Source organism: Lysobacter fragariae, from assembly GCF_054779775.1.
This window is the reverse complement of the sequence record NZ_BAAGXP010000006.1, coordinates 537,246-562,213: the sequence shown is the minus strand read 5'-3', so window position 1 is coordinate 562,213 and position 24,968 is coordinate 537,246. Positions and strand designations below refer to the sequence as shown.

At 65.8% G+C, this 24,968-nt stretch carries 24 protein-coding genes; 19 read left to right on the top strand and 5 right to left on the bottom strand.

Translation table 11 applies throughout. The features are described from left to right. Positions 1–128 precede the first annotated feature (128 nt). Positions 129–2,504, bottom strand: a complete 2,376-nt coding sequence (locus tag ACYVD7_RS08475) for a 3-hydroxyacyl-CoA dehydrogenase/enoyl-CoA hydratase family protein (protein WP_460761587.1) — start codon at positions 2,502–2,504, stop codon at positions 129–131. Between the two features lie 101 nt (positions 2,505–2,605). Then, positions 2,606–3,226: a TetR/AcrR family transcriptional regulator gene (locus tag ACYVD7_RS08470; RefSeq protein ID WP_460761585.1), complete on the bottom strand. Its 621-nt coding sequence runs from the start codon at positions 3,224–3,226 to the stop codon at positions 2,606–2,608. Between the two features lie 266 nt (positions 3,227–3,492). Between ACYVD7_RS08470 and ndk the strand changes: the two genes are divergently transcribed. From ndk to ACYVD7_RS08415, 11 genes are all read left to right on the top strand, one after another. Continuing rightward, a complete protein-coding gene (gene ndk, locus ACYVD7_RS08465; RefSeq protein WP_460761582.1) occupies positions 3,493–3,918 on the top strand; it encodes a nucleoside-diphosphate kinase in 426 nt (141 codons plus the stop codon). Between the two features lie 14 nt (positions 3,919–3,932). Beyond that, complete coding sequence (gene rlmN, locus ACYVD7_RS08460) at positions 3,933–5,195, top strand: dual-specificity RNA methyltransferase RlmN (protein WP_460761580.1); 1,263 nt, start codon at positions 3,933–3,935, stop codon at positions 5,193–5,195. Then, the gene (pilW, locus tag ACYVD7_RS08455; RefSeq protein WP_460761577.1) at positions 5,182–6,015 is read left to right on the top strand and encodes a type IV pilus biogenesis/stability protein PilW; all 834 of its coding nucleotides are present in this window, start codon (positions 5,182–5,184) and stop codon (positions 6,013–6,015) included. The genes rlmN and pilW overlap by 14 nt, the downstream gene beginning before the upstream one ends. Beyond that, positions 6,015–6,803, top strand: coding sequence for a helix-turn-helix domain-containing protein (locus ACYVD7_RS08450; protein WP_460761575.1), 789 nt, complete (start codon positions 6,015–6,017; stop codon positions 6,801–6,803). Before pilW ends, ACYVD7_RS08450 begins: the two co-directional genes overlap by 1 nt. Positions 6,804–6,899: 96 nt before the next feature. Then, complete coding sequence (locus ACYVD7_RS08445; protein ID WP_460761572.1) at positions 6,900–7,529, top strand: YfgM family protein; 630 nt, start codon at positions 6,900–6,902, stop codon at positions 7,527–7,529. A 2-nt stretch (positions 7,530–7,531) separates the two neighbouring features. Continuing rightward, positions 7,532–8,734, top strand: a complete 1,203-nt coding sequence (gene bamB / locus ACYVD7_RS08440) for an outer membrane protein assembly factor BamB (RefSeq protein WP_460761888.1) — start codon at positions 7,532–7,534, stop codon at positions 8,732–8,734. Positions 8,735–8,911: 177 nt separating this feature from the next. Continuing rightward, positions 8,912–10,312, top strand: a complete 1,401-nt coding sequence (gene der, locus ACYVD7_RS08435; RefSeq protein ID WP_460761569.1) for a ribosome biogenesis GTPase Der — start codon at positions 8,912–8,914, stop codon at positions 10,310–10,312. 138 nt (positions 10,313–10,450) lie between these two features. After that, positions 10,451–11,071: a molybdenum cofactor guanylyltransferase gene (gene mobA, locus ACYVD7_RS08430; RefSeq protein WP_460761566.1), complete on the top strand. Its 621-nt coding sequence runs from the start codon at positions 10,451–10,453 to the stop codon at positions 11,069–11,071. Between the two features lie 59 nt (positions 11,072–11,130). Then, a complete protein-coding gene (locus ACYVD7_RS08425) occupies positions 11,131–12,354 on the top strand; it encodes a molybdopterin molybdotransferase MoeA (protein WP_460761564.1) in 1,224 nt (407 codons plus the stop codon). Positions 12,355–12,519: 165 nt separating this feature from the next. Beyond that, positions 12,520–13,647, top strand: coding sequence for a molybdopterin-synthase adenylyltransferase MoeB (moeB, locus tag ACYVD7_RS08420; protein ID WP_460761561.1), 1,128 nt, complete (start codon positions 12,520–12,522; stop codon positions 13,645–13,647). A 16-nt stretch (positions 13,648–13,663) separates the two neighbouring features. Beyond that, positions 13,664–14,752 (top strand): DUF2272 domain-containing protein, encoded by a 1,089-nt coding sequence (locus ACYVD7_RS08415; protein ID WP_460761558.1) that lies wholly within the window; start codon positions 13,664–13,666, stop codon positions 14,750–14,752. A 216-nt stretch (positions 14,753–14,968) separates the two neighbouring features. Here the strand turns inward: ACYVD7_RS08415 and ACYVD7_RS08410 are convergent, their stop codons facing one another. The 3 genes from ACYVD7_RS08410 to ACYVD7_RS08400 form a co-directional block, all read right to left on the bottom strand. After that, positions 14,969–15,178, bottom strand: coding sequence for a hypothetical protein (locus ACYVD7_RS08410; RefSeq protein WP_460761556.1), 210 nt, complete (start codon positions 15,176–15,178; stop codon positions 14,969–14,971). Between the two features lie 184 nt (positions 15,179–15,362). Next, entirely contained in the window at positions 15,363–16,172 is an 810-nt protein-coding gene (locus ACYVD7_RS08405) for an alpha/beta hydrolase (RefSeq protein ID WP_460761554.1), read from the bottom strand. A 4-nt stretch (positions 16,173–16,176) separates the two neighbouring features. Further along, complete coding sequence (locus ACYVD7_RS08400; protein ID WP_460761551.1) at positions 16,177–16,485, bottom strand: DUF1244 domain-containing protein; 309 nt, start codon at positions 16,483–16,485, stop codon at positions 16,177–16,179. A 154-nt stretch (positions 16,486–16,639) separates the two neighbouring features. Between ACYVD7_RS08400 and folD the strand changes: the two genes are divergently transcribed. From folD to guaA, 8 genes are all read left to right on the top strand, one after another. After that, positions 16,640–17,530 carry a bifunctional methylenetetrahydrofolate dehydrogenase/methenyltetrahydrofolate cyclohydrolase FolD gene (gene folD, locus ACYVD7_RS08395; protein ID WP_460761549.1) on the top strand — a complete coding sequence of 297 codons (891 nt, stop codon included), beginning with the start codon at positions 16,640–16,642 and terminating at the stop codon, positions 17,528–17,530. Positions 17,531–17,552: 22 nt separating this feature from the next. Continuing rightward, complete coding sequence (locus ACYVD7_RS08390) at positions 17,553–18,422, top strand: TRAP transporter TatT component family protein (RefSeq protein WP_460761547.1); 870 nt, start codon at positions 17,553–17,555, stop codon at positions 18,420–18,422. A gap of 9 nt (positions 18,423–18,431) precedes the next feature. Then, positions 18,432–19,418: a TRAP transporter substrate-binding protein DctP gene (dctP, locus tag ACYVD7_RS08385; protein ID WP_460761544.1), complete on the top strand. Its 987-nt coding sequence runs from the start codon at positions 18,432–18,434 to the stop codon at positions 19,416–19,418. Positions 19,419–19,487: 69 nt separating this feature from the next. After that, positions 19,488–19,964 carry a TRAP transporter small permease gene (locus ACYVD7_RS08380; protein WP_460761542.1) on the top strand — a complete coding sequence of 159 codons (477 nt, stop codon included), beginning with the start codon at positions 19,488–19,490 and terminating at the stop codon, positions 19,962–19,964. Further along, positions 19,964–21,238 carry a TRAP transporter large permease gene (locus ACYVD7_RS08375; protein ID WP_460761538.1) on the top strand — a complete coding sequence of 425 codons (1,275 nt, stop codon included), beginning with the start codon at positions 19,964–19,966 and terminating at the stop codon, positions 21,236–21,238. Before ACYVD7_RS08380 ends, ACYVD7_RS08375 begins: the two co-directional genes overlap by 1 nt. A gap of 115 nt (positions 21,239–21,353) precedes the next feature. Beyond that, positions 21,354–22,811, top strand: a complete 1,458-nt coding sequence (gene guaB, locus ACYVD7_RS08370; protein WP_460761535.1) for an IMP dehydrogenase — start codon at positions 21,354–21,356, stop codon at positions 22,809–22,811. A gap of 24 nt (positions 22,812–22,835) precedes the next feature. Beyond that, positions 22,836–23,357 carry a hypothetical protein gene (locus ACYVD7_RS08365; RefSeq protein WP_460761532.1) on the top strand — a complete coding sequence of 174 codons (522 nt, stop codon included), beginning with the start codon at positions 22,836–22,838 and terminating at the stop codon, positions 23,355–23,357. After that, positions 23,354–24,919 (top strand): glutamine-hydrolyzing GMP synthase, encoded by a 1,566-nt coding sequence (gene guaA / locus ACYVD7_RS08360; RefSeq protein ID WP_460761530.1) that lies wholly within the window; start codon positions 23,354–23,356, stop codon positions 24,917–24,919. The genes ACYVD7_RS08365 and guaA overlap by 4 nt, the downstream gene beginning before the upstream one ends. Positions 24,920–24,968: the final 49 nt, after the last annotated feature.

Genomic DNA, 24,968 nt, shown 5'->3' with positions numbered 1-24,968 from the left:
CAGGGTGGTGTTCCGGCACATGGATGTGCCGGCGCGGCGTCGCGAAGCGACGTCGCGGCCTCTGGCGAAAACCACGCTTTTCGCCAGAGGCGAAGAAGTCGCGGCAGGATGCCCGATCTTCTTCACTACTAATTCCGCAGCGGCTTGCCGGTCTTGAGCATGTGCGCGATGCGTTCCTGGGTCTTGGGCATCTGCGCCAGCGCGACAAAGTGTTCGCGCTCAAGACGGATCAGCCATTCCTCGTCGACCAGCGTGTTGCGGTCGACTTCGCCGCCGCACAGGGCGGTGGCAATGCGCGTGGCGATCTCGTAGTCGTGCGGCGAGATGAAACGGCCTTCCAGCATGTTCACCAGCATCATCTTGAAAGTGGCGATGCCGACATCGCCGGCGACCTGGATGCGGCGGCCGGGCAGGGGCGGGCGGTAGCCGGACTCGGCCAGCGCGCGTGCCTGCTGCTTCGCCACGTGCAGGAGTTCGAAGGCGTTGAAGACGACGACATCGGAATCGCGCGCCAGCTTCAGCGAACGCGCTTCGAACGCCGAGGTAGACACCTTGCCCATCGCCACGCTTTCGAAGGCGGTCTTGAGCTGCGCGAACACATCGCCGCCGGGGCCAGCAGCTTCGGAGGCGCGCACGGCGAACTCCTTCAGGCCGCCACCGGCCGGCAGCAGGCCGACACCGGCTTCGACCAGGCCGATGTAGCTCTCCAGTGCGAACACGGTGCGCGTCGCATGCATCTGGAATTCGCAGCCGCCGCCGAGCGCCAGACCGCGCACCGCGGCCACGACCGGCACCTGTGCGTACTTGATCGCCTGGCTGGTCTTCTGGAAGTTGGCGACCATCGCCTCGAAGCCCTTGAGATCGCCGGCCTGCAGCAGGCCCAACGCACCGGACAGATCGGCGCCAGCGGAGAAGGGCTCCTTCGGCTGCCAGATCACCAGGCCACGGAAGTCACGCTCGGCAATGGCGATGGCTTCCTGCAGGCCGTTGAGCACGTGGTCGTTGACCGTGTGCAGCTTGGTCTTGAAGCTGACCACGGCGATGTCGTCACTTTCGTCCGCCCACAGGCGCACGCCGTCGTTCTCGTACACCGTGCGACCCGGCGAGAACTTCTCGCCGATCAGCGCATCCGGGAAACGCTGGCGCGCATACACCGGGTTGGTCGAGCGCGGCACCATCGCATTGCGGCCCGGGCTGTAGCTGCCTGCGGTGCCATGCACGCCGTCGCGGCCGTCGAACACCCAGTCCGGCAACGGCGCATTGCTCATCGCCAAGCCCTTCACGATGTCGTCGGCGATCCACTCGGCGACCTGCTTCCAGCCCGCGGCCTGCCAGGTTTCGAACGGGCCCAGCGACCAGCCGTAGCCCCAGCGGATCGCGAAATCGACATCGCGCGCGGTGTCGGCGATCGATTCGAGGTGATAGGCGGAGTAGTGGAAGGTGTCGCGGAAGCACGCCCACAGGAACTTCGCCTGCGGGTGCTCGCTGGCACGCAGGGCGGCGAACTTCTTCGCCGGATCCTTTTCCTTCAACAGAGCGGCGATATCGGCATCGAGCTCACCGGCGGAGACGCGGAAATCCTGCGCCTTCAGGTCGAGGACGAGGATGTCCTTGCCCTTCTTCGTATAGAAACCGGCGCCGGTCTTCTGGCCCAGCGCGCCCTTCTCGATCAGGCCAGCCAGCCACTTCGGCGCCTGGAAGTACTTGTGCCACGGGTCTTCCGGCAGGGTGTCGGCCATGGTCTTGATGACGTGGGCCATGGTGTCCAGGCCGACGACGTCCGCGGTGCGGTAGGTCGCCGACTTCGGGCGGCCGATCGCCGGGCCGGTCAACGCGTCGACGGTGTCGAAGCCCAGGTCGAACTGTTCGGTGTGGTGCATCGCGGCCAGCATCGAGAACACGCCGATGCGGTTGCCGATGAAGTTCGGGGTGTCCTTGGCGTAGACGACGCCCTTGCCCAGCGTGGTGACCAGGAAGGTTTCCAGGCCTTCGAGCACGGCGGCGTCGGTGGTGCGGGCCGGGATCAGTTCGGCCAGGTGCATGTAGCGCGGCGGGTTGAAGAAGTGCACGCCGCAGAAACGGTGGCGTAGCTCTTCCGGCAGGACTTCTGCCAGCTTGTTGATGCCCAGGCCGGAGGTGTTGCTGGCGAGCACAGTGTGGGCCGGCACAAACGGAGCGATCTTCTTGTAGAGGTCCTGCTTCCAGTCCATGCGCTCGGCGATGGCCTCGATGATCAGGTCGCAGCTCTTCAGTAGTTCCAGCCCAGTCTCGTAGTTGGCCGGCACGATGCGGTCGGCCAGCGCCTTGTCGGCGAACGGGGCGGGGCTGAGCTTGGCCAGGTTGGCGATGGCTTTGGTGACGACGCCATTTGGGTCGCCTTCCTTCGCCGGCAGGTCGAACAGGACGGTGTCGACGCCCGCGTTGGTCAGGTGGGCGGCGATCTGCGCACCCATCACGCCAGCGCCCAGGACGGCTGCGCGCCGGACAAGTAGTTTGTTAGACATGTTTCGTAAGTCCTTGTAGGGCGGGCTCAAGCCCGCCGTTTTCAACAAATGGAACAACGGAAATGCTGGTCGGAAAGAGCAGCGGCGGGCTTGAGCCCGCCCTACGAACTGCGGAAACCGGCTGCCGCGAACTCGATCAGTTCGCGCGCGGCGCGGTCACGATGCGCCGCTTCGGTGACACCGGCGGGGCGCTTGATCAGGCCGAAATCGGCCATCGCATACGTCAGCGCGCCGACCACGATGTCCAGGCGCCAGTACAGGGATTCCTTGCTCAGTCCTGGCATGCAGGCAGCGATCGCCTTGGCGAATTCGCGCAGGACGTGGCCGTAGTGCTCGGACAGGAACTTGCGCAGCGCGTCGTTCTTCTCGGCGTAGGCGCGGGCGATCATCCGGGCGAATGCGCCGTTGTGGCGGTCCTGGGCCATGGCCAGGGCGGGTTCGACGAAGGCGGCGAGGATCGGCTCCAGCTCGCCCGGATGTTCCTTCACGGCGACCTTGAGGCCCGCCAGACGCTGTTGGCTCATCTCGTCCATGCGGCGGCGGAAGACCTCGTTGACCAGGTTTTCCTTGCTGCCGAAGTGGTAATTGACCGCCGCGATGTTCACGTCCGCGCGGCTGGTGACCTGCCGCAGCGAAGTCCCGGCGAAGCCGAACTGGGCGAACAGTTCCTCGGCGGCGCCGAGGATGCGGTCCTTGGTGGAGAAGGGGTGGGGGGTAGCCATGTCGTCCGGGTGCGAGTCGCGGGGCTTCGAAGCGAGGGTTCAACGGGTTGATTCAAACGTGCGTTTGATGCTGGACCATACGGGTCCGCATTGTCAACTGCCGGGCAGTCCGCCCCCGGACTGAGCGTCCTGCAAAGCCGTCGCCAATCCGTTAGAATTTCCCCCAGCCATTTCGGCTAAACCCGCGATTCGACGCGGGTTTTTCTGTTATTCTCGGGCGCGAACACGGATTGTCCCCGCGGCCCGCCTATCCGGAGAGACTTCCCATGGCGCTGGAGCGCACCCTTTCGATCATCAAGCCCGACGCCGTCGCCAAGAACGTCATCGGCGAAATCTATTCGCGTTTCGAGAAGGCCGGCCTGAAGGTCGCCGCCTCGAAGATGAAGCAGCTCTCGCGCGCCGAAGCTGAAGGCTTCTACGCCGTGCACCGCGAGCGTCCGTTCTTCAATGCACTCGTTGAGTTCATGATCAGCGGCCCGGTGGTGATCCAGGTCCTGCAGGGCGAAGGCGCCGTGCTGAAGAACCGCGACCTGATGGGCGCCACCAATCCGAAGGACGCCGCCGCGGGCACGATCCGCGCCGACTTCGCCGACAGCATCGACGCCAACGCGGTGCACGGTTCGGACTCGCTGGAGAACGCGGCGATCGAAATCGCCTACTTCTTCCCGGCGACCGACGTCTACACCCGTTGATTTGAAGTAGAGCAATGAACCAGACCCGCGACATCGCCCTCGACCTCATGCCCGCCGGCGCCGCTGCCGACGAGGCTACGCAGGCGGCTTTGCGCGAGTCTGTTGGCAACACTGCACGGTCGGAGTCGAAGACGAACATCTTCGACTTCGACCGCGCCTCGCTCGAGCTTTTCTTCGAGGAAGAACTCGGCGAGAAGAAGTTCCGCGCGCACCAGGTGATGAAGTGGATCCACCACCGCTACGTCACCGACTTCGCCGAGATGACCGATCTGGGCAAGGTGCTGCGCGCCAAGCTGGAGGAGCGCGCTGTCGTGCACGCTCCGCAGCTGATTTTCGACAAGGAATCCACCGACGGCACGCACAAGTGGCTGCTCGGCATGGATCCGAAGAACGCGATCGAGACGGTCTACATCCCCGACAAGGGACGCGGCACGCTGTGCGTTTCCTCGCAGGTGGGCTGCGCGCTCAACTGCCAGTTCTGCTCGACCGCGACGCAGGGTTTCAACCGCAATCTGTCGACCGCCGAGATCATCGGCCAGGTCTGGATCGCGGCGCGCCATCTCGGCAACGTCCCACACCAGCAGCGCAAACTCACCAACGTGGTGATGATGGGCATGGGCGAGCCGCTGGCGAATTTCGATAACGTGGTGCGCGCCATGAGCATCATGCGCGACGACCTCGGCTACGGCCTGGCCAACAAGCGCGTGACGCTGTCGACGGCTGGCATGGTGCCGATGATCGACAAGTTGGGCGAGGTGAGTGACGTCTCGCTGGCCGTGTCGCTGCACGCTCCGAACGACGCGCTGCGCAGCGAACTCGTTCCGCTCAACAAGAAGTATCCGATCGAACAGCTGATGGAAGCCTGCGTGCGCTATGCCCTGCGCAAGCGCGGTACGTCGGTGACCTTCGAGTACACCCTGATGAAGGGCGTCAACGACCAGCCGGAGCACGCTCGCGGCCTGGTCAAGCTGATGCGCGAATTCGACCGCGCCGTGCAGATGAAGGATGCGGCGAAGGTCAACCTGATCCCGTTCAATCCGTTCCCCGGCACGCGCTTCGAGCGCCCGGACGACGAGACGATCCGCGGCTTCCAGAAGCTGCTCAACAACGCCGGCATGATCGCGCCGGTGCGACGCACCCGCGGCGACGACATCGATGCCGCCTGCGGGCAGCTCAAGGGCCAGGTGATGGACAAGACCCGTCGCCAGGCCGAGTTCAACAAGCGCCTGCAGGCGCAAGGTTCCACCTCTCCGGGAGCAGGTAATGCGGCAGCGTGACGTGCTGATGCTGGGCCTGCTGTTCGTGGCCACCGCCGCGACGGTGGGTTGCCGCCATGATCCCTACGTCAGCACCAGTCTGGAGAACCAGCGAGGGTTCATCCGCACCGCGCCCGACGTCACTGCCAGCGAGACGAAGCGGAACTTCAACCAGGACTCCCGCCGGGTGCTGCAGCTCGCCGAGGAGGAGCTCTCGGCCGGAAACCTTCCCGAAGCGAAGAAGTTCGCCCTGTCGGCCTTGAAGCAAGATCCAAAGTCAGCCGATGCCCACACCATGATGGCGGTCGTGCTGGCGAATTCGGGTGACACCGCCGGCGCCGGCAAGTACTACCGGCAGGCCGCGGAGCTCGCGCCGACCAACCCGGGCATCGTGGCCAATTACGCTACCTGGCTGTGCTCGCAGGGACAGGCGGCGCAGTCGCTGCCGATCTTCGATCGCGCGCTTTCGATGCCCAACAATCCTTCCCCGGCGGGCGCATTGGCCAACATGGGTGCCTGCGCCGACCAGGCGGGGCAGGGCGACCGTGCAGACCTGAGCCTGCGTCAGGCCATCGCACTGGACCCCGACAATGCCGTTGCGCTGGGAACGTTAGCGCAGCGTGAATTCCGCGCAGGCAACGCTTTCGAGGCGCGCGCATTTTCGGAACGGCGTCTCGCTGCTGCACCAGCGGACCCGCAGTCGTTGTTGCTTGCGTCACAGATCGAAGAAAAACTGGGCGACAGGACTGCCGCTGCGAAGTACGTTGCGCGACTGAAAACGGAGTTTCCCGATGCATCGGAAGCACGAAACTCCGCAACAGGGGATGGTGGAAGGCAATGATGCTCTTCGACGAAACGACGCCGGCTTCCGGATGCGGCGCAGCGCTGCGACAGGCGCGTGAAGCGGCTGGACTGTCCATCGAACAGGTGGCGTCCCAGCTGAAGATGACCGTGCGCGCGGTCGTCAACCTGGAATCTGATGACTGGAGCTCCCTGGGCGCACCGGTCTTCGCGCGCGGCCAGCTGCGCAGCTATGCCCGCCTGCTGGGCATCGACATCGAATCCTTCATCGAGCAGACCCCGGTGGCCAGCGTCGCTCCGTCCACCCTGGTCAGCCATTCCCATACCCCGGGTTACCAGCGCTTCGCCGAGCAGGTCGGTCGTCGCGTCGTCTATGTCGCTATCACGGCATTGATCGCCATTTCGGTGTGGCTGGGTGCGCGTCCGCACCTGACCAACAACTCGGCGGTGCAGTCGCTGGACGTCCCGGCTTCGGCCACGGAAACCCAGGTCGAGCCAGCCGCGTCGCAATCGCAGCGCACACCGCTGGCGGCATCGCTGGCGTCCCTGCCGTCCACTGCGACGCCGGCGTTGTCGATCAGCTTCAACGGCGAAAGCTGGGTCCAGGTGTATGCGCCGGATGGCCACCAGATCGAGCAGGGCCTGCTCGCTGCAGGACAACAGCGCAACTACGCCGCAGGCGAAGTGGGCCGCCTCGTGCTGGGCAATATTGGTGCCGTGGAAGTCAGGCAGAAGGGCGCCGTCGTAGACCTGACGCCGTTCAGCCGCGCGAATGTGGCGCGCTTTACGCTATCCTCTGACGGTTCCCTCGCGCCGGTCGCCAACTGACCCGCGTCGCGGGTCATTCCAGCCGCCGGCTCGCAGCCGGCCATCAGCGACGACCCTGCCTTCCGGGCGGGGCGGGATTCCATGGCGATTTGACGAATGGCGATCGACGAACTTCTAGACGAACACGAACAGGGCGAGCGCGTCCGCGAATGGCTGCGCCGCAACGGCAGTGCACTCACCATGGGCATCGCACTGGGCCTGGCCGCCATCGGCGGCTGGCAATGGTGGCAGCACCAGCAGCAGAACAAGGGACTGCTGGCCGCGACGGACTACACCGCCGCCATCAGCGCCATCGATGCCAAGGACAAAGCTGCGGACGCCAAGGTGAAGGCGCTTCCGGAAGGCACGTTCCGCACGCTGGCCCAGCTCGAACTCGCCAAGTCGCAAGTCGACGCCGGCCAGCGCGATGCCGCCATCGCCACCCTGCGCGCGGTCAAGAGCGCTGACGCCACGCTTGCCACGGTCGCCAACCAGCGCCTAGCGCGCCTGTTGGTCGACGCAAAACAGGCTGATGCCGCGCTGAAGCTGGTCGACGGTTCCGATGACTTGGTGGCTCTGGAAATCCGTGGCGACGCACTGCTTGCCCTGGGCCAGCGCGACAAGGCTCGCGAGTCCTACGACAAGGCCCTGCTGAAATCCGAAGTCGGTACGCCGCAACGCCGCCTGCTCGAATTCAAACTCACCGAAGCTGGCGGTACGCCGCCCAAGTCCGAGACCCAGTCCTGATGATGCTGACGACCAAGAAGCCGCGCCTGCAGGCGACGGTGCTTCGCGCTTCTGCCGTACTCCTGTGCGCCCTTGCGCTGGGTGGCTGCTCGACGATGAAGGGCTGGTTCGGCAGCGACAAGGAAAAGAGCAAGCCGAACGAACCGGCAAAGCTCGCCGAGTTCACACCGTCGGTAACGGTGACCCGGCTGTGGTCGGCGCAGGCGGGCAAGGGTGAAGGTCGCATCGGTGCCCATCAGGGCCCCACGGTCGCCGATGGTCGGGTCTATGCCGCCGCGCTCGAAGGCGGCGTTCACGCGTTCGACCTGCAGACGGGCGCATCTATCTGGCACTACAAAAGCGAATTGCGCCTTTCCGGCGGCCCCGGCGCCGGCGACGGCCTGGTCGTTGTCGGTGGTCTCGAGGGCGAAGTGATCGCGCTCGATGCCAGCACCGGCGCGCAGAAGTGGCAGGCGAAGGTCCCGGCGGAAGTGATCGCCGCACCGACGATCGGGCTGGGCAGCGTGTTCGTGCACTCCAGCGACGGTCGCGTGACAGCGTTCGATGCCGCTTCCGGTGAGCGCCGCTGGTTCTGGATCCACGACCTCCCGACCCTGAGCATTCGCGGCAATGACGCGGTCGTCCTGGGCCCCGGTTTTGTCTTCGTCGGCAACGACGATGGCACCGTGAGCGCGCTGTCGGCGACCGATGGCCACACCCTGTGGAACCTGCCCGTTGCCCAACCCGAAGGCCGCACCGAGCTGGATCGCATGGCCGATGTCGACGGCCGTCCGGTGCTCGACGGCAGCACGCTGTATGTCAGCAGCTTCAAGAAGCAGACGCTCGCCATCGATGCTCCCCGCGGCCAGCCGCTGTGGCTCGCAACCCAGGGTGGCTACAGCCGCCTCGGCCTGGGCAGCGACCGCGTTGTCCTGTCCGATGCCGCGGGTGCTGTACACGCGCTGGACAAGAACAATGGTGGCTCGCTCTGGCAGCAGCCGGCGTTGGCGCGCCGTGACCTGACCGGTGTGGTTGTCCAGGGTGACTACGCGGTCACTGGCGACTTCGACGGCTACCTGCACTGGCTCAAGCTCGACAATGGCGAACTTGCCGCCCGCACCCGCGTGAGCCGCCATGCCCTTCGCGCGACCCCGGTGGTTGTTGACGGCGTGCTGATCGCTCAGGACACCGACGGCGAGCTGGCGGCCTATCGGCTGGGCCAGTAAGCCCGTAGTCCCAGGCCACTGAGTCGGGAATCGCGAACAGCGGTTCCCGATTTTCTTTTCTGCGGTCCCGGCGACGCCGTCAATGCGCGTTCGCGGATGGCCATATGCCGCCCATTAGGGCGCTTGCGCCATAGCGTTTACGATTCCTCCTTCCTGATTCCCCTTCCGGTCCTGTCCATGCTTCCCCTCGTCGCCCTGGTGGGACGTCCCAATGTCGGCAAGTCGACGCTATTCAATGCGTTGACGCGCACGCGCGACGCGCTTGTGCACGACCAGCCGGGCGTGACCCGCGACCGCAACTACGGTGTATGCCGTCCCGAAGGCCTGCGCCCGTTCGCCGTGGTCGACACTGGCGGTATCGCCGGCGTGGACGAAGGCCTGGCCGGCGCCACCGCGCGCCAGGCCCGCGCCGCGGCAGAAGAAGCGGATCTGGTGCTGTTCGTTGTCGACGGTCGCGAAGGCGCGTCATCGCTCGACGACGACATCCTGCAATGGCTGCGCAAGGCCGCGCGCCCGACCGTGCTGGTGGTCAACAAGACCGACGGTCTCGATGTCCGCACGGCGATGGCGGAATTCGCGCGTTACGGCTTCGCCGACGTCATCGCGATCTCGTCGTCGCATCGCGTCGGCCTGGACGTACTCCTCGAGGACATCCAGAAGCGGTTGCCGGAAGCGGGAAGCTCGGTCGAGCTCGACAACGATCCGAACCGCATCCGCATCGCCTTCATCGGCCGCCCCAATGTGGGCAAGTCGACGCTGGTGAACCGCCTGCTGGGCGAGGAACGCATGATCGCGTCCGAGGTGCCCGGCACCACGCGCGACTCCGTCTCCATCGACATGGAGCGCGACGGCCGCCTGTACCGCCTCGTCGACACCGCCGGCCTTCGCCGCAAGTCGAAGGTGGACGAAGTGGTTGAGAAGTTCTCCATCGTCAAGACATTGGCCTCGATCGAAGAGTGTCAGGTCGCCGTGGTGATGCTCGACGCCGGCGAAGGCGTGACCGACCAGGACGCCAGCGTGCTGGGCTACGCACTCGACGCCGGTCGCGCGCTGGTCGTCGCGGTCAACAAGTGGGACGGCCAGACCGAGTACCAGCGCCAGCAGACCGAAAACCTGCTGATGCGCAAGCTCGCCTTCGTCGAATGGGCCGAGGCGGTGCGCATCAGCGCGAAACACGGCTCCGGCCTGCGCGAACTGTTCAACGCGATCCACCGTGCGCACAAGTCCGCCACGACCGAGATCGGCACCAGCGAAGTGACGAAAGCGATGGAAATCGCCTACGAAACCAACCCGCCGCCGGTGGTGCGCGGTCACGTCGCCAAGATGCGCTTCGCCCACCCGGGCGGCGTGAATCCGCCGACGTTCATCATCCACGGCACGCGCCTGCGTACGTTGGCTGACAGCTACAAGCGTTATCTCGAAAACTTCTTCCGCAAGCGCTTCAAGCTGGTGGGCACGCCGGTACGTTTCATCTTCAAGGAAGGCACCAATCCGTACGAAGGCAAGAAGAACGTCCTGACCGAGCGCCAGGTGGCGAAGAAGCGGCGCATGATCCGGCACGTGAAGCGCGGGAAGTAAGTCTCGAAGGTGAGAGCTGGCCGGCGATACCTGGCCGGCGAAAATATGCGGAGACGGCATGTGCTCCGCTGCGGCCTGAGACGTCCCATGGGCGAATCGCCTGTCGTCATCCGCTCCTGGGCAACCCGAGACTGTTGCTTGAAAGACACCGTGCTTCCGCCGTCGCTCATCACCCTCGGCATCCTCGCCGGAGGCCGCGCCTCGCGGCTGGGTGGCGCGGACAAGGCATGGCTGGAACGCGACGGTCTCCCGCAGGTGCTGCGCTGGCAGCGTCGCTTCGCTGACGAAGTTGCCGCGACCCTGATCAGCGCCAACCGCGACCTGCAGCGCTATGCATTGGCTGGACTGCACGCGGTCGCCGATCGCATTCCAGGCGATCACGGCCCGATCGCGGGACTGGATGCATTGGCCGCTGCCTGCACCACTCCGTGGCTGCTCACGATTCCCGTCGACCTCGTAGGCACCAACGATTGCCTGCTGCGGACGCTCATCGCCGAGCGGGCGGAACATGGCGCGTTCGCGCATGACGACGACGGGCCGCAACCACTGGTCGCGCTCTGGCACGTGGACGCGCTCCGCGAGGCCATCGACGATGCGATCCACCGCGGCAACACGGCCATCCATGCCTTGCAGGCAATGCTCGCAATGCCCGCGGTACGTTTCGCTGGAGTACGCTTCGGCAACCTCAATACTCCGGATGACCTGATGGCTGCGGGCGTGGTCGCTGCACGCAATCCCGATGCATCCGGGACGCAATGAAGTTGCTTTCCGGGTGATTGGTTTCCGATCCCCGATGCCCACGGCAGGAATCCAGATCCATGACATCCCCCTTTCCGACCGGCCTGCTGTTCGATGAAGCGATGGCGATCGTGCGCGAGGTCGCCGCGCAACATCGCCTGGAAACCGAATCGCTGCCGCTGTCCCGCTGCCACGGCCGCATCCTCGCGCGGGACATCGACGCATCGCTGGCGCTGCCATCGTTCGACAACAGTGCGATGGACGGCTTCGCGTTCCGTCATGGCGACCTCGCCGGTAATGCCGATGCGGTGCCGCTGAGACTGGCGGCGGAGCAGTTCGCCGGCGTCGCCATCCAGATGGAACTGCAACCCGGCGAGTGCGTCCGCATCACCACCGGTGCGCCGATGCCTCGGGGCACCGATACCGTCGCGATCAAGGAGAACTGCCGCGTTGAAGGCGGCCACGTCGTCATCCCGACCGACACGCCGCCCGGTGCGAACGTGCGTCGCGCCGGCGAGGATGTCCGCGAAGGCGAGCGCGTACTGCATGCAGGCGACGTACTCACGCCGGCGCGCGTGGCGATGGCGGCATCGCTGGGCGAGTCGTCGCTTGCGGTTTCGCGTCGGCCAACCGTGGCCGTCTTCACCACCGGCGACGAACTGGTGCCGCCCGGCATGCCGCTGGCGCATGGCCAGATCTACGACAGCAATCGCGAACTGCTGATGGGCCTGCTGCGCGCCGACGAACTGGAGCCCACCGCGTGGCCGCGCTTGCCCGACGATCCGAAACAGGTCGAAATCGCATTGCGCGATGCCGGCTGCGCATTCGACCTGATCATCACCGCCGGTGGCGTCTCGGCGGGCGAGAAGGATCATCTGCCGGCGGTGCTGGCGCAGTTTGGGCAAACCCATCTGTGGAAAGTGAAGATGAAACCGGGCATGCCACTGCTGTTCGGCAGCCTGGACCAGGCACGCGTGCTGGGACTGCCGGGCAATCCGGTATCGGTGCTGGCGACCTACCTGACGTTCGGCCGCGCGTTGATCGACGGGCTGCAGGGCAGGGCGGACGCTCGTCCGCTCTGGCGGGCGCAACTCGTCGCTCCGCTGGACAAGTTGCATCCCCGGCGCGAGTTCATTCGTGGGCATCTGTCTTCCGGCGACAACGGGGTGCTGCACGTGGATGCCAACCCCGCGACGGGCTCGCATCGATTGAATGCGGCCGCGCAGTCCAATGCCCTGATCGTGGTGCCGGAAGGTCCGCGTCGCTACGCGGCGGGCGAAGTGGTGGACGTACTGCCGTTGTAGGGCGGGTCTCGACCCGCCGAACGAACACCCGCGACTCCAGCCGGTAAGGCGAGTCTCGACTCGCCGAACAAGCACCACGATTCCGGCGCGTTGCCGCGCGGCGGGTCAAGACCCGCCCTACCGCAACGCGTCGAGAAATCGCTTCCCGGAGCGATAATGCCTGCCATGAGCATCGAAACGATTTCCCCCGCCGAAGCCCTGCGGCGCCAGCAAGCCGGCGCGCTGCTGATCGACGTGCGTGAGTCGCACGAACGCGCGACGGGATTCGCTTCGGGCGCCGCCGGCATCGCTCGTGGCGAACTCGAAGCGGACCCCGCATCAACGATTCCCGACCGCGTCACCGAAGTCCTGCTGATCTGTCAGAGCGGCGTACGCTCGATGAAGGCGGCGCTCGCGCTGGAAGCAGGCGGTTACGTGAACCTCGCTTCGGTCGAAGGCGGCACGACACGCTGGATCGCGGAAGGCCTTCCGATCACCCGTCCCGACATCGACACCGATTTCTACGACCGCTATTCGCGTCACCTGCGATTGCCGGAAGTCGGCGAGGCCGGGCAACGGAAGCTGGAAGCCGCGCGCGTCGCCATGGTGGGTGCGGGCGGCCTGGGTTCGCCTGCCGCGTATTACCTGGCGGCGGCGGGAATCGGCACGCTGGTGATCGCTGACGATGACGTGGTCGATCGCAGCAACCTGCAGCGGCAGATCCTGCACACCGACGCACGCATCGGGATGCCGAAGGTGGAATCGGCGCGCGTCGCGCTGTCGGCGTTGAATCCGCGGCTGCGGATCGAAGCTTTCCCGGAGCGCATCAGCGCCACGAACGTCGAGCGCCTGATTGGCGACGCCGACGTGGTGGTCGACGGCGCCGACAACTTCCCCGCGCGCTACCTGCTCAACGACGCCTGCGTGAAGCTGGGCAAGCCGCTGGTGTACGGCGCCGTGCACCGGTTCTCGGGGCAGGTGGGTGTGTTCGATGCCGGGCGTCATCGCGGCCAGGCGCCGTGCTATCGCTGCCTGTTCCCCGAGCCGCCGCCGCCGGAAGCCGCGCCCAACTGCGCCGAAGCCGGCGTACTGGGCGTGCTGCCCGGTGTCATCGGCCTGTTGCAGGCGACCGAGGCGATCAAACTCATCCTGGGCATCGGCGAACCCTTGACCGGACGCCTGCTTAACTTCGATGCTCTGGGCATGCGGTTCCGCGAGACGCGGCTGCGGCCTGACAGTGACTGTACGGTGTGCGCGCCGGGGCATGAATTCCCCGGCTACATCGACTACGCGAGGTTCTGCGCAGTCGGCTGACCCTGGGGAGGGACCGATGGGCAAGACAGGCATCCGCAAGGCGCTGTTGGAGTTCATCGGATCGCAATCAACTGAGCGGCGACCAGCCCGGTTGCAATCTGTCGGACAGTTGATCGTGCTGGCGTTGATCGGCATGGCCTTCGCCAGCAGCGCGCAGGCCGGGGAGGTCTGCTCCCAGGCAGCGCAGGCGCAAGGCACCTACGCCGGACGCATCGCCGCCGTGGCGTGCAACGAGAACACGCTGTGGTTCTCGCCCTTCATCGACATCAATGGCCGACTGGCCAACATGGCGGTGTCCGAGGCCGAAGGCGCTCGCCTGCGCGACGGCGGCACGCCGGCATGGCAGCGCGTGGTCGAGTACTGGAAGGGCAGTGGACTGCTTTGGCGCGTGTCCGGATTCGCCGGCGCGGGCGACTGCGGCTATCCCGACGCACCGCGTATGCAGTCGGCATCGTGCCGGGCGTTCCTGGTAGACAACCCCTGGTCGGCGGTGTTCGTGTCGTACGTGATGAATCGTGCAGGCGTGCCGGGCTTCCGTCCTTCGGCCAGCCATGTCGACTACGTGCGCGACGCCTACCAGCGCCCGGAGTCCAGTCCATACACGCTGGCCGATCCCGACACCACACCGCCAGCGCTGGGCGACATGCTCTGCTTCGCGCGGATGCGGGCGTCGCTCGGGCCGCAGGGGCTGCGTGATTTCCTCGCCCAGCACCCGCTTGAAGGCCTGAACATGCATTGCGACATCGTCGTTGCGGTCAATCCCGGCGGCGACAGCAAGGTCTACCTGGTCGGTGGCAACGTGCTGCAAGGCGTGACGATGCGCGTGCTGCCGCTCAACCGGAATGGTCTGGTATGGGGATTGCCGCGACGCGGTCCCAGCGACTGCCACGCCGGCAACGAGGAAGCCTGCGGCTTCAACCGCCAGGACTGGGTGGCGCTGCTCAAGCTGAAGGCGCTGCCCGCGCCGGTTTCGCCGATGACATTGGCGCCCTCGCAGCCCACGCCCATGCAGTGTTGCGACGTGTGTCCGCTACCGATGCCGGAAGGCATGCAGCGTTGTCCGGCGCAAGGCACGGACCCGGCGTTGAACGTGCCGCGTCAGTGACGAAGGAACACGGCTCATTGCGTGGCGCACGCTCTGCCGTGCGATTGGCGCGCGAAGGCTGGGTATCGATGACTGATTTGACGCAACGCGTGCGACGCGTCGTGGCGCGGACACGAAGACAGCGCACGCAGCAGGCGCCGCGTGCGTCCAGGTCCAGGACTGAAGCCCCAACCGCACGGTCCGCCGCATAGCGGACCGTCCTCCGCGTCGAAGAAATCAGGTGGTGCGTTCTTCCGCGCCGGTCTTGCGTCGCGTGCGCGGCTTGTTGCGCGGATCCAGCTGCACGCTCACCACGGTGTTGCAGTGGATGCAGCTGAAGCTGAGGCAGCGCACGTCGCTGACACCGCCGGATTCCCCGAACACGCTCTCGATACGGACATGCAGGAGCCGCTTGCCGCACTTCGGGCACTCGCCTTGGTTGATCATGTCTGCTTCCTCTGGGACGCGTTGCGATTATTACTCGCCAAGGGCCTGCCAACGCTATCAGAGCAGTTCGCGCCGGGCCTCCTGGCCCGGCCCTTCGGGTTGCGCCCCAGTGACCGCCATGCGGCGTCGCGCGGCTTGACCTTGCAACCAGCAAGGCGCAGCGCCACGCAACACCACCTGGCGGTCACTGGGGCGCAACGCGATCTGCTCCGATAGCGTCAACAGGCCCCAGGAACGCTTTTAGCGAGTCCCGGTAACGCGGGTCGGCCCCGACACTGTTGTGGTCGGCACCCGGGAGCTCCAGTACGTCGGGGTGCCGGGGCAGGGCATCGATGAGTCGCTGGGTGCTGGCGAAGGGCACTACGGCGTCCACTCCCGCGCGGACGACCAGCACCGGTCCCTTGTGATCGGCCAGCCAGGCAACCGAATCGAACCGGTCCCGGGCCAGCCACCGCACCGGTAGCCACGGGTAAAGCGACTGTCCTACCTCGGCCATGCTGTCGTAGGGCGTGACCAGCACCAGCCGTCGAACCGGCCGTCGCGCGGCCAGCTGGGCAGCCACACCGGACCCCAGGCTGCGGCCGATGACATCGACGTTCGCACCGGGGTGGTGGGCGACGACATCGTCGTGGAGCGCCAGCGCATCGGCGAACAGGTCCGCCTCGACCGGGGTGCCGTCACTGGCGCCGTAGCCGCGGTAGGCGAGCAGGTAGACGGTGTGGTGCGGGAACCAGCTTCGGAAATCGTCGCGGTTGCGTTCGATGGCTTCGGCATTTCCGCCGAAGTAGAGCAGCACGTCGCGCTGCCCCGGGTTGACGACCCAGCCGCGCAGGGTGACGTCGCCGCGAACCAGCGCGAAATCGGTCCGCGCCGCGTCGGTGCGAGTGGGCTGCGGGTAATAGATGAGGTTGCGCTGCTGCGTGTACATGAAGCCGCACACGGCCAGGTAGGCCGCGGCAATCAACGCGAGGATCCACAGCACCGACTTGAGCATCCGCTCAGCCGCGCCGCTTCTGGGCGGCTTCGAATGCCGCCAGTTGCTCCGGCGAGGCCTCGCGCTGGTGCTTGGCCTTCCACTGCGCGAAGGGTTCGCCGTAGACGGCTTCGCGTGATTCGTCCTTGGTCATGCTGATGCCGCGGTGCTCGGCGGCTTCGCGATACCAGTCGGACAGGCAGTTGCGGCAGAAGCCGGCGGTGATCATCAGGTCGATGTTCTGCACGTCCGGGCGGTCGGCGAGCAGGTGCTGGAGCAGGCGCCGGTAGACGGCGGCCTGGATCTGGATGGTTTCGTAATCGGATTCGGACATGGCGGGTGCTTCCGGGCTTGCCGGTCGGGGGAGGGGCGTCGGGCGCATGACCCTGGGCGGCGCGGTTTCGCGTGTGCTTCCTGACAGCGGGGTTGATTCCGCGAATCGGCGATAATGCGCCGCCCCGACTCTAGCGCAGCAGCCCATTTCCGGCATGACCCCTACCGAATCCAGCCCCGCCCGGATCCTCGACGGCAAGCGCATCGCCGAAGACCTCCTCGACAATCTCAAGGCACAGGTCGATGCGCGCGTGGCGGCAGGCAAGGCGTCTCCTGGGCTGGCGGTGGTGCTGGTGGGCAACGACCCGGCTTCGGCCGTGTACGTAAAAAACAAGCGTCGTGCGGCACAGAAAGTCGGCATCCGCGCCATCGACTACGACATGCCGGCCGACACCACCGACGAACAGCTGCTGGCCCTGATCGACCGGCTCAATGCCGATCCGCAGGTCCACGGCATCCTGGTCCAGCTGCCGCTGCCAGGGCATCGCGACGCCACCCAGCTGATCCACCGCATCGACCCGCGCAAGGACGTGGACGGTTTCCACCCGGAAAACGTCGGCCACCTGGCGCTGCGGCAGTTCGGCCTGCGTCCATGCACGCCGCGCGGCATCACCACCTTGCTGGGATACACGGACCGACCGGTCCGCGGGCAGAGCGCCACGATAGTTGGGGTCTCCAACCACGTCGGGCGGCCGATGGCGCTCGAGCTGCTGATCGCCGGCTGCACCGTGACCAGCTGCCACAAATTCACTCCGCCGGCCGTGCTGGAACAGTCGGTGCGCAACGCGGACATCCTGGTGGTGGCGGTCGGCAAGCCGCAGCTGATTCCCGGGGAATGGGTGAAGCCGGGTGCCGTCGTCATCGACGTGGGCATCAACCGGCTGGACGACGGACGGCTGGTGGGCGACGTCGGCTTCGACGCAGCGGCCCGGCGCGCGAGCTGGATCACGCCCGTGCCGGGCGGCGTGGGGCCCATGACCGTGGCCACGCTGATGCAGAACACCCTGGAGGCCGCCCACGCCTCCGACGCGGCGACGGTTCAGTAACCCAACAGGAAAATCCCCGGCCATGACTTCGAAGCGACTCCCGCTGGTCCTCGTGCTGTTGCCTGCATGCCTGTTGGCGGGCTGCGCCTCGCTGGTGGACAAGGCGAGCAGCAGGTTTGCCAGCAACCTGGGCACTGCAATCCTCAACAGCGAGGATCCGGGCACCGTGCGCGACGGCCTGCCGGCTTACCTGTTGTTGCTGGACAGCCTGATCGTCGGCCAGAAGCCGGGCGAGCCTGCCAACGCCGGCACGCTCCTTGCCGCCGCCAAGCTCAATGGCGCCTACGCCGGCAACTTCACCGGCACCGACAAGCTGCGTGCGCAGCGGATGTCGAAGAAGGCGCTGGACTACGCACGAACGGCGGCATGCCTGAAGGACGCCGGCCTGTGCGATGCGCTCGACAAGGACCTGGACGTGTTCACCGCGGCCGTCGGCAAGAGCCAGGATGCCGAGCTGCTTTACGCGCTGGCTTCGAGCTGGGCCGGCTTCCTGCAGTCCAACTCCGAGGACTGGGGCGCGATCATCGAACTGCCCAAGATCGAAGCGCTGCTGCAGCGCGCGATCGCCATCAACCCCAACCTGGAACAGGGTCAGCCCTACGTCTACCTGGGCGTGATCAATTCCCTGCGCCCGGAAGCCATCGGCGGCCAGCCCGCGAAGGGTCGCGGCTATTTCGAGAAGGCCATCGAGCTCTCGCAGGGCCGCAACCTCTACGCCAAGACGCTGATGGCGGAGTTCTACGCCCGGTTGATGTTCGACCAGGAACTCCACGACCGCCTGCTCAACGAAGTCATCGCCACCGATCCCAAGTCGCCTGGCTACACCCTGATGAACACATTGGCGCAGGACCGCGCGAAACAGCTGCTTGAAAGCGGCAAAGACTACTTCTGAGGAACACGCATGAACCGTCTGTTTGCAATCTTGTTGTTGTCCTTCGCGGCCATCGCCCCGGCCAGCGCCCAGCAGGTCATCCGCATCGCCACGATCGCGCCGGAAGGTTCGGCATGGATGAAGGAACTGCGCGTGGCCGCTGCCGAAGTGCAGGCCGGCACCCAGGGCCGGGTGCAGGTGAAGTATTTCCCCGCCGGCGTGATGGGCAACGACTCGGTCGTGCTGCGCAAGATGAAGCTCGGCCAGCTGCAGGGTGGCGTGCTGACGTCCAGTGAGCTGGGCGCGGTCTACCCCGATGCGGTGATCTACAGCCTGCCGTTCTTCTTCGACACCTGGTCGCAGGTGGACAGGGCGCGGGCGAAGGTGGATCCGGTGCTGTCGAAGGGTTTCGAAGGCAAGGGCCTCAAGCTGCTCGCCACGTCCAACGTGGGCTTCGCCTTCCTGATGAGCACCCACCCGGTGAAGTCCCATGCCGATGCGATGAAGGCCAAGCTGTGGGTTCCGGCCAACGACGAGATCGCGATCCGCACCTTCAAGGCCGGTGGCGTGAGCCCGACGCCGCTGCCGCTGGGTGACGTCTTCACCAGCCTGCAGACCGGCCTGGTCGACACCGTCGCCAACACCCCCAGCGGCGCGGTGGCGATGCAGTGGAACGGCAAGATCAAGCACATGGTCGACCTGCCGTTGAGCTTCGTCGTGGGCTACATGGTCATGGACCTGAAGGCCTTCAACAAACTCACCCCGGCCGACCAGGCGGTCGCCAGCAAGGCCTTCACGGCTGCGGGAAAGCGCCTGGACGTTGCCACCCATCACGATAACGACGCCGCGCTTGCCGCGATGAGGAAGCAGGGCCTGACCGTTGGCCCGCTCGATCCGTCCGAAACCGCCCGCTGGCGCAAGGTGGGCGAGATCGTCGCCAACCAGATGAGCGCTGACGGATCGGTGTCGCCGTCGCTGGTCACGCTGATGCGCAAGGCCGCCAACGGCACTAACTGACGGTACCGGTTCTGCCGACGCCGCTTCTGACGAAGCCATTCAACTTCCCTAACGAATCAGGATCACCCTGTGCCTAAGCGGCTGTTGGGCGCGTTCCATCGCGCCGAGGATTTCCTGCTCGCGACCCTGCTCGGCGTGCTGCTGCTGGTGGCAGTTGCGCAGATCGGGTTGCGGGTATTTTTCGAGAGCGGCCTGGAGTGGGCCGAGCCGGTCAGCCGCATCGGCGTGCTGTGGCTGGCGCTGCTGGGTGCGCTGGGTGCGACCCGCCGACACAAGCACATCGCCATCGATGCGCTGCCGCGACTGCTGCCGCCGATCCCGCATCGCGTGGTCTGGGCGATCTCGCAGGTCGGTGCCGCGGTCGTGAGCGGCCTGCTGGCCTGGTACGGCTGGGGCATGGTCGAGCTCGAACGCGAGGCGCCGACGGTGTTCATGCCGGGCGTGCCGAGCTGGTGGCCGATGCTGGTGTTCCCGTTCGGCTTCGCGCTGATGACGGTGCGCTTCCTTCTTGCGGCTCTCACTGAGCCGCCGGAGGTGGGCGCATGATGCTCTGGGGCCTCCTGGTCGTTCTTGTCTTCGCGGCGATGGGCATGCCGCTGTTCGCGGTGATCGCGGCGGTGGCGATGATTGGCTTCCACGTCGCCGACGTGGACCTGACCGCGGTCGCGGTGAACTACTACCAGCTCGGCGACATGGCCGGGCTCAGCGCGATCCCGTTGTTTACCTTCGCCGGCTACCTGCTGGGCGAGAGCAATGCGCCCAAGCGGCTGGTGCGGTTGTCGAACGCGCTGCTCGGCGACCTGCCGGGTGGCCTGGCGATGGTCGCGGCGATCGCCTGCGCGTTCTTCACGGCCTTCACTGGCGCCTCGGGCATGACCATCGTGGCCGTGGGCGCGCTGCTGTACCCGGCACTGCGACAGGCGAAGTACCCGGAGTCCTACAGCCTCGGCCTGGTCACCTCCTCGGGCAGTCTGGGCCTGCTGTTCGCGCCGTCGCTGCCGCTGATCCTGTACGGGTTCATCGCCGGCAAGCTGGAACTGGCGACGCCGGTGACCATCAAGGACCTGTTCCTGGCGGGCATCCTGCCGGGCCTGCTGATGCTGCTGATCCTGGCCGTGCATGCGGTGTGGGTGGCCCGGGGCGTTCCGCGCCAGGGACATCGCTTCGATCGCCGCGAGTTGTGGGCGGCGCTGAAGGATGCCGGCTGGGAGCTGCCGCTGCCGGTGCTCGTGTTGGGCGGCATCTATTCGGGCAAGTTCGCCGCGAGCGAGGCGGCGGCTGTCACCGCACTTTATGTTTTCGTCGTAACCGTTTTGATTAAAAAGGAAATAAGCTGGAAGAAACTGCCCGATGTCATGGCCGAGTCCATGCGTCTGGTCGGCGCCATCCTGCTGATCCTGGGTGCGGCGCTGGCCCTGTCCAACTGGCTGATCTACGAAGAAGTGCCGAACAAGCTGTTCGCCTTCATGAATGCCCACGTCCATTCCGGCTGGGTATTCCTGCTGCTGCTCAACGGCCTGCTGTTGATCGTGGGCATGCTGATGGACATCTTCTCGGCGATCGTGATCCTGACGCCGCTGCTGGTGCCCGTGGCGATCCAGTACGGCATCCACCCGGTGCACTTCGGCATCGTGATGCTGGCCAACCTGCAGATCGGCTATTTCACCCCGCCGGTGGGCATGGACCTGTTCATCGCCGCCTACCGCTTCAACAAGCCGATGGTCGAACTGGTCAAGGCCTGCTTGCCGTTCTTCCTGCTGATGGCGCTGGCCTTGGCGATCATCACCTGGTGGCCGGGGCTGTCGCTGGCCCTGCTGTAGGCGAGTGCTGGGACGCGGCGTTGCGGCCACGGTGCCGCAACGCGAGCGTCCCGGCTGGGCGCGTCTCATCGTTCATGGGTTACAATGGCGCGCTTCATCCACCCCGGAACCGCCCATGCTGCGAATCCAGGCTGAAGCGCTGACTTACGACGACGTTTCGCTCGTCCCCGCGCATTCTTCCGTTCTGCCCAAGGACGTGTCGCTTGCCACGCGTCTTACCCGCAACCTGACCCTGCGCCTGCCGATCGTCTCGGCGGCGATGGACACCGTCAGCGAAGCCCGCCTCGCCATCGCGATGGCCCAACTGGGCGGCATCAGCATCGTCCACAAGAACATGAGCCTGCAGGCGCAGGCGGCGCAGGTCGCCCACGTCAAGAAGTTCGAGGCGGGCGTGATCAAGGAGCCGTTTACCGTCGGCCCCGAGACCACGATTGGCGAGGTCCTCAAGCTCACTCGCGCCCGCAACATCTCCGGCGTGCCGGTGGTGGACGGCGGCCAGCTGGTCGGCATCGTCACCAGCCGCGACATGCGTTTCGAGGCCAAGCTCGACGATCCGGTCCGCCACATCATGACCAAGAAGGATCGCCTCATCACCGTGCGCGAAGGCGCCAGCGACGAGGAAGTCGTGCAGCTGCTGCACAGGCACCGGATCGAGAAGGTGCTGGTGGTCAATGACCTCTTCGAGCTGCGTGGCCTGATCACCGTCAAGGACATCCAGAAGAAGTCCGACAACCCGAACGCCGCCTACGACAGCAGCGAACGCCTGCTGGTGGGTGCTGCCGTCGGTGTCGGCGGCGATACCGAGGCCCGCATTGAGGCGTTGGCCGCGGCCGGCGTCGATGTCGTGGTGGTCGATACCGCGCACGGCCACTCGCAGGGCGTGCTCGATCGCGTGCAGTGGGTGAAGAAGACGTTCCCGCAGCTGCAGGTCATTGGCGGGAATATTGTTACCGGCGATGCGGCGCTGGCCCTGATGGACCATGGTGCGGACGCGGTGAAGGTCGGTGTCGGCCCCGGTTCGATCTGCACTACGCGGATTGTGGCGGGCGTCGGCGTGCCGCAGATCACCGCCGTCGACATGGTCGCAGAGGCGCTGCAGGACCGCATCCCGCTGATTGCCGATGGCGGCATCCGCTTCTCCGGCGACATCGGCAAGGCGATCGTGGCTGGTGCGTCCACGGTGATGATCGGCGGCCTGTTCGCGGGCACCGAGGAAGCCCCCGGCGAAGTCGAGCTGTTCCAGGGCCGCAGCTACAAGAGCTACCGCGGCATGGGTTCGCTGGGCGCGATGGAACAGGGGTCCAAGGATCGCTACTTCCAGGACGCGAGCGACGCCGACAAGCTGGTGCCGGAAGGCATCGAAGGCCGCGTTCCCTATCGTGGTTCGCTGCGTGGCGTCGTCCACCAGCTCGCTGGCGGCCTGCGCGCGACGATGGGCTACGTCGGTTGCGCGACCATCGAGGAAATGCGCAAGAAGCCCAGCTTCGTGCGCGTTACCAGCGCCGGCACGCGCGAGAGCCACGTGCACGACGTGCAGATCACCAAGGAACCGCCGAATTACCGCGCAGGGTAGACCATGCTTGATTGGATTTTGGGGTTGGCGCTGGCCGCAGCCACGACCACGCCCGTCCCGCAGCCCAGGTTCCACGGGAAGGCTGTCGAGGTGTCCGCCGTCTCGTCCTCGGAGCGAATCCGATTCGACGAGGATTTCCATTACACGATCGTTCAAGGCCTGCTGAAGATCCGCGCCGCGTATTCGCTGAAAGCGGGTGAGTACGTGCCGGAATTTCGTGACGCGCACGGGGTCTACTATCGCGGCCCCGGCGATTGCGCAAGCACGGGGCGCGAGGGATTCGCGCCCGCGGCCTATTACGAAGGCGGCATCTACGTGCCGGATGATTCCAGCCGCGCACCGTACATCTACTACTACTTCAACAAGGATCATTTGAAGTTGGACGGCGGGGCGATTGTGAACACCATCCTGCGCCACGACGATGGCGAACTCTTTGCATGGCCGGCGATCAAGGATCAGCCTTCGATGGAATTCGTCCGCTCAAGAATTGTCACCAACGTGCCTGGCGTTTCCCCGGCGACGACAACGACGCCCGCTTCGCCATGACCAACATCCATAACGACAAGATCCTGATCCTCGACTTCGGCGCGCAGTACACGCAGTTGATCGCCCGCCGCATCCGCGAGATCGGCGTGTACTGCGAAATCTGGGCCTGGGACCACGACCCGGCGGAGATCGCGAAGTACGGGGCTAAGGGCATCATCCTCTCGGGTGGCCCGGAATCCACGACGGAGTTCGGCGCGCCGAAAGCGCCGCAGGAAGTCTTCGACAGCGGGCTGCCGATCCTTGGCATCTGCTACGGCATGCAGACGCTGGCCGCGCAGCTGGGCGGCGCGACCGAGGCCGCCGACGCGCGCGAATTCGGCCATGCCGAAGTCGACCTGATCGTGCACGACGCCCTGCTGGGCGGCCTGAGCGACCACGACGGCGAGCCGCGCATCGATGTGTGGATGAGCCACGGCGACCATGTCGCGAAGGCGCCGCCGGGCTGGACGATCACCGCCACTACCGACCGCATCCCGGTCGCCGCGATGGCGAACGAGGACAAGCGCTGGTACGGCGTGCAGTTCCACCCGGAAGTCACCCATACCAAGCAGGGCCAGGCGCTGCTGCGCCGCTTCGTTGCCGATATCTGCGGCTGCCAGACGTTGTGGACGGCCGCGAACATCATCGAGGACCAGATTGCGCGCGTGCGCGAGCAGGTCGGCTCGGACGAAGTGATCCTTGGCCTGTCCGGTGGTGTCGACTCATCCGTCGTCGCCGCGCTGCTGCACAAGGCCATCGGCACGCAGCTGACCTGCGTGTTCGTCGATACCGGCCTGCTGCGCTGGAACGAAGGCGACCAGGTGATGGCGATGTTCGCCGAACACATGGGCGTCAAGGTCATCCGCGTGAACGCGGCGGATCGTTACTTCGACAAGCTCAAGGGCGTCAACGATCCGGAAGCCAAGCGCAAGATCATCGGCAACCTCTTCATCGAGATCTTCGATGAGGAGTCCTCGAAGCTCGCGAACGCAAAATGGCTCGCGCAGGGCACGATCTATCCCGACGTCATCGAGTCCGCCGGCAGCAAGACCGGCAAGGCACACGTCATCAAGAGCCATCACAACGTCGGTGGCCTGCCGGAAGACATGAAGCTCAAGCTGGTCGAGCCGCTGCGCGAGCTGTTCAAGGACGAAGTGCGTCGCCTGGGCGTCGAGCTCGGCCTGCCGCGCGAGATGGTCTATCGCCATCCGTTCCCGGGCCCGGGCCTGGGAGTGCGCATCCTCGGCGAAGTGAAGCGCGAACATGCCGAACTGCTGGCCAAGGCCGATCACATCTTCATCGACGAGCTGCGCAAGGCCGGCTGGTACGACAAGACCAGCCAGGCGTTCGCGGTATTCCTGCCGGTGAAATCGGTCGGCGTTGTCGGCGACGCGCGCGCATACGAGTGGGTGATCGCGTTGCGCGCAGTCGAGACCATCGACTTCATGACCGCGCATTGGGCGCACCTGCCGTATGAGCTGCTCGGCACGGTCTCCAACCGCATCATCAACGAACTGCGCGGCGTTTCGCGCGTGGTTTACGACATCAGCGGCAAGCCGCCGGCTACGATCGAATGGGAGTAAAGCGGTGTCGTCCCGAGCGCAGCGAGGGACCTGCTTCTCCCCTGACGTC

Coding starts and splice junctions, on each gene's coding strand:
- ACYVD7_RS08475 (WP_460761587.1), bottom strand. CDS start 2,504: ATGTCTAACAAACTACTTGTCCGGCGCGCAGCCGTCCTGGGCGCTGGC.
- ACYVD7_RS08470 (WP_460761585.1), bottom strand. CDS start 3,226: ATGGCTACCCCCCACCCCTTCTCCACCAAGGACCGCATCCTCGGCGCC.
- ndk (WP_460761582.1), top strand. CDS start 3,493: ATGGCGCTGGAGCGCACCCTTTCGATCATCAAGCCCGACGCCGTCGCC.
- rlmN (WP_460761580.1), top strand. CDS start 3,933: ATGAACCAGACCCGCGACATCGCCCTCGACCTCATGCCCGCCGGCGCC.
- pilW (WP_460761577.1), top strand. CDS start 5,182: ATGCGGCAGCGTGACGTGCTGATGCTGGGCCTGCTGTTCGTGGCCACC.
- ACYVD7_RS08450 (WP_460761575.1), top strand. CDS start 6,015: ATGCTCTTCGACGAAACGACGCCGGCTTCCGGATGCGGCGCAGCGCTG.
- ACYVD7_RS08445 (WP_460761572.1), top strand. CDS start 6,900: ATGGCGATCGACGAACTTCTAGACGAACACGAACAGGGCGAGCGCGTC.
- bamB (WP_460761888.1), top strand. CDS start 7,532: ATGCTGACGACCAAGAAGCCGCGCCTGCAGGCGACGGTGCTTCGCGCT.
- der (WP_460761569.1), top strand. CDS start 8,912: ATGCTTCCCCTCGTCGCCCTGGTGGGACGTCCCAATGTCGGCAAGTCG.
- ACYVD7_RS08425 (WP_460761564.1), top strand. CDS start 11,131: ATGACATCCCCCTTTCCGACCGGCCTGCTGTTCGATGAAGCGATGGCG.
- moeB (WP_460761561.1), top strand. CDS start 12,520: ATGAGCATCGAAACGATTTCCCCCGCCGAAGCCCTGCGGCGCCAGCAA.
- ACYVD7_RS08415 (WP_460761558.1), top strand. CDS start 13,664: ATGGGCAAGACAGGCATCCGCAAGGCGCTGTTGGAGTTCATCGGATCG.
- ACYVD7_RS08410 (WP_460761556.1), bottom strand. CDS start 15,178: ATGATCAACCAAGGCGAGTGCCCGAAGTGCGGCAAGCGGCTCCTGCAT.
- ACYVD7_RS08405 (WP_460761554.1), bottom strand. CDS start 16,172: ATGCTCAAGTCGGTGCTGTGGATCCTCGCGTTGATTGCCGCGGCCTAC.
- ACYVD7_RS08400 (WP_460761551.1), bottom strand. CDS start 16,485: ATGTCCGAATCCGATTACGAAACCATCCAGATCCAGGCCGCCGTCTAC.
- folD (WP_460761549.1), top strand. CDS start 16,640: ATGACCCCTACCGAATCCAGCCCCGCCCGGATCCTCGACGGCAAGCGC.
- ACYVD7_RS08390 (WP_460761547.1), top strand. CDS start 17,553: ATGACTTCGAAGCGACTCCCGCTGGTCCTCGTGCTGTTGCCTGCATGC.
- dctP (WP_460761544.1), top strand. CDS start 18,432: ATGAACCGTCTGTTTGCAATCTTGTTGTTGTCCTTCGCGGCCATCGCC.
- ACYVD7_RS08375 (WP_460761538.1), top strand. CDS start 19,964: ATGCTCTGGGGCCTCCTGGTCGTTCTTGTCTTCGCGGCGATGGGCATG.
- guaB (WP_460761535.1), top strand. CDS start 21,354: ATGCTGCGAATCCAGGCTGAAGCGCTGACTTACGACGACGTTTCGCTC.
- guaA (WP_460761530.1), top strand. CDS start 23,354: ATGACCAACATCCATAACGACAAGATCCTGATCCTCGACTTCGGCGCG.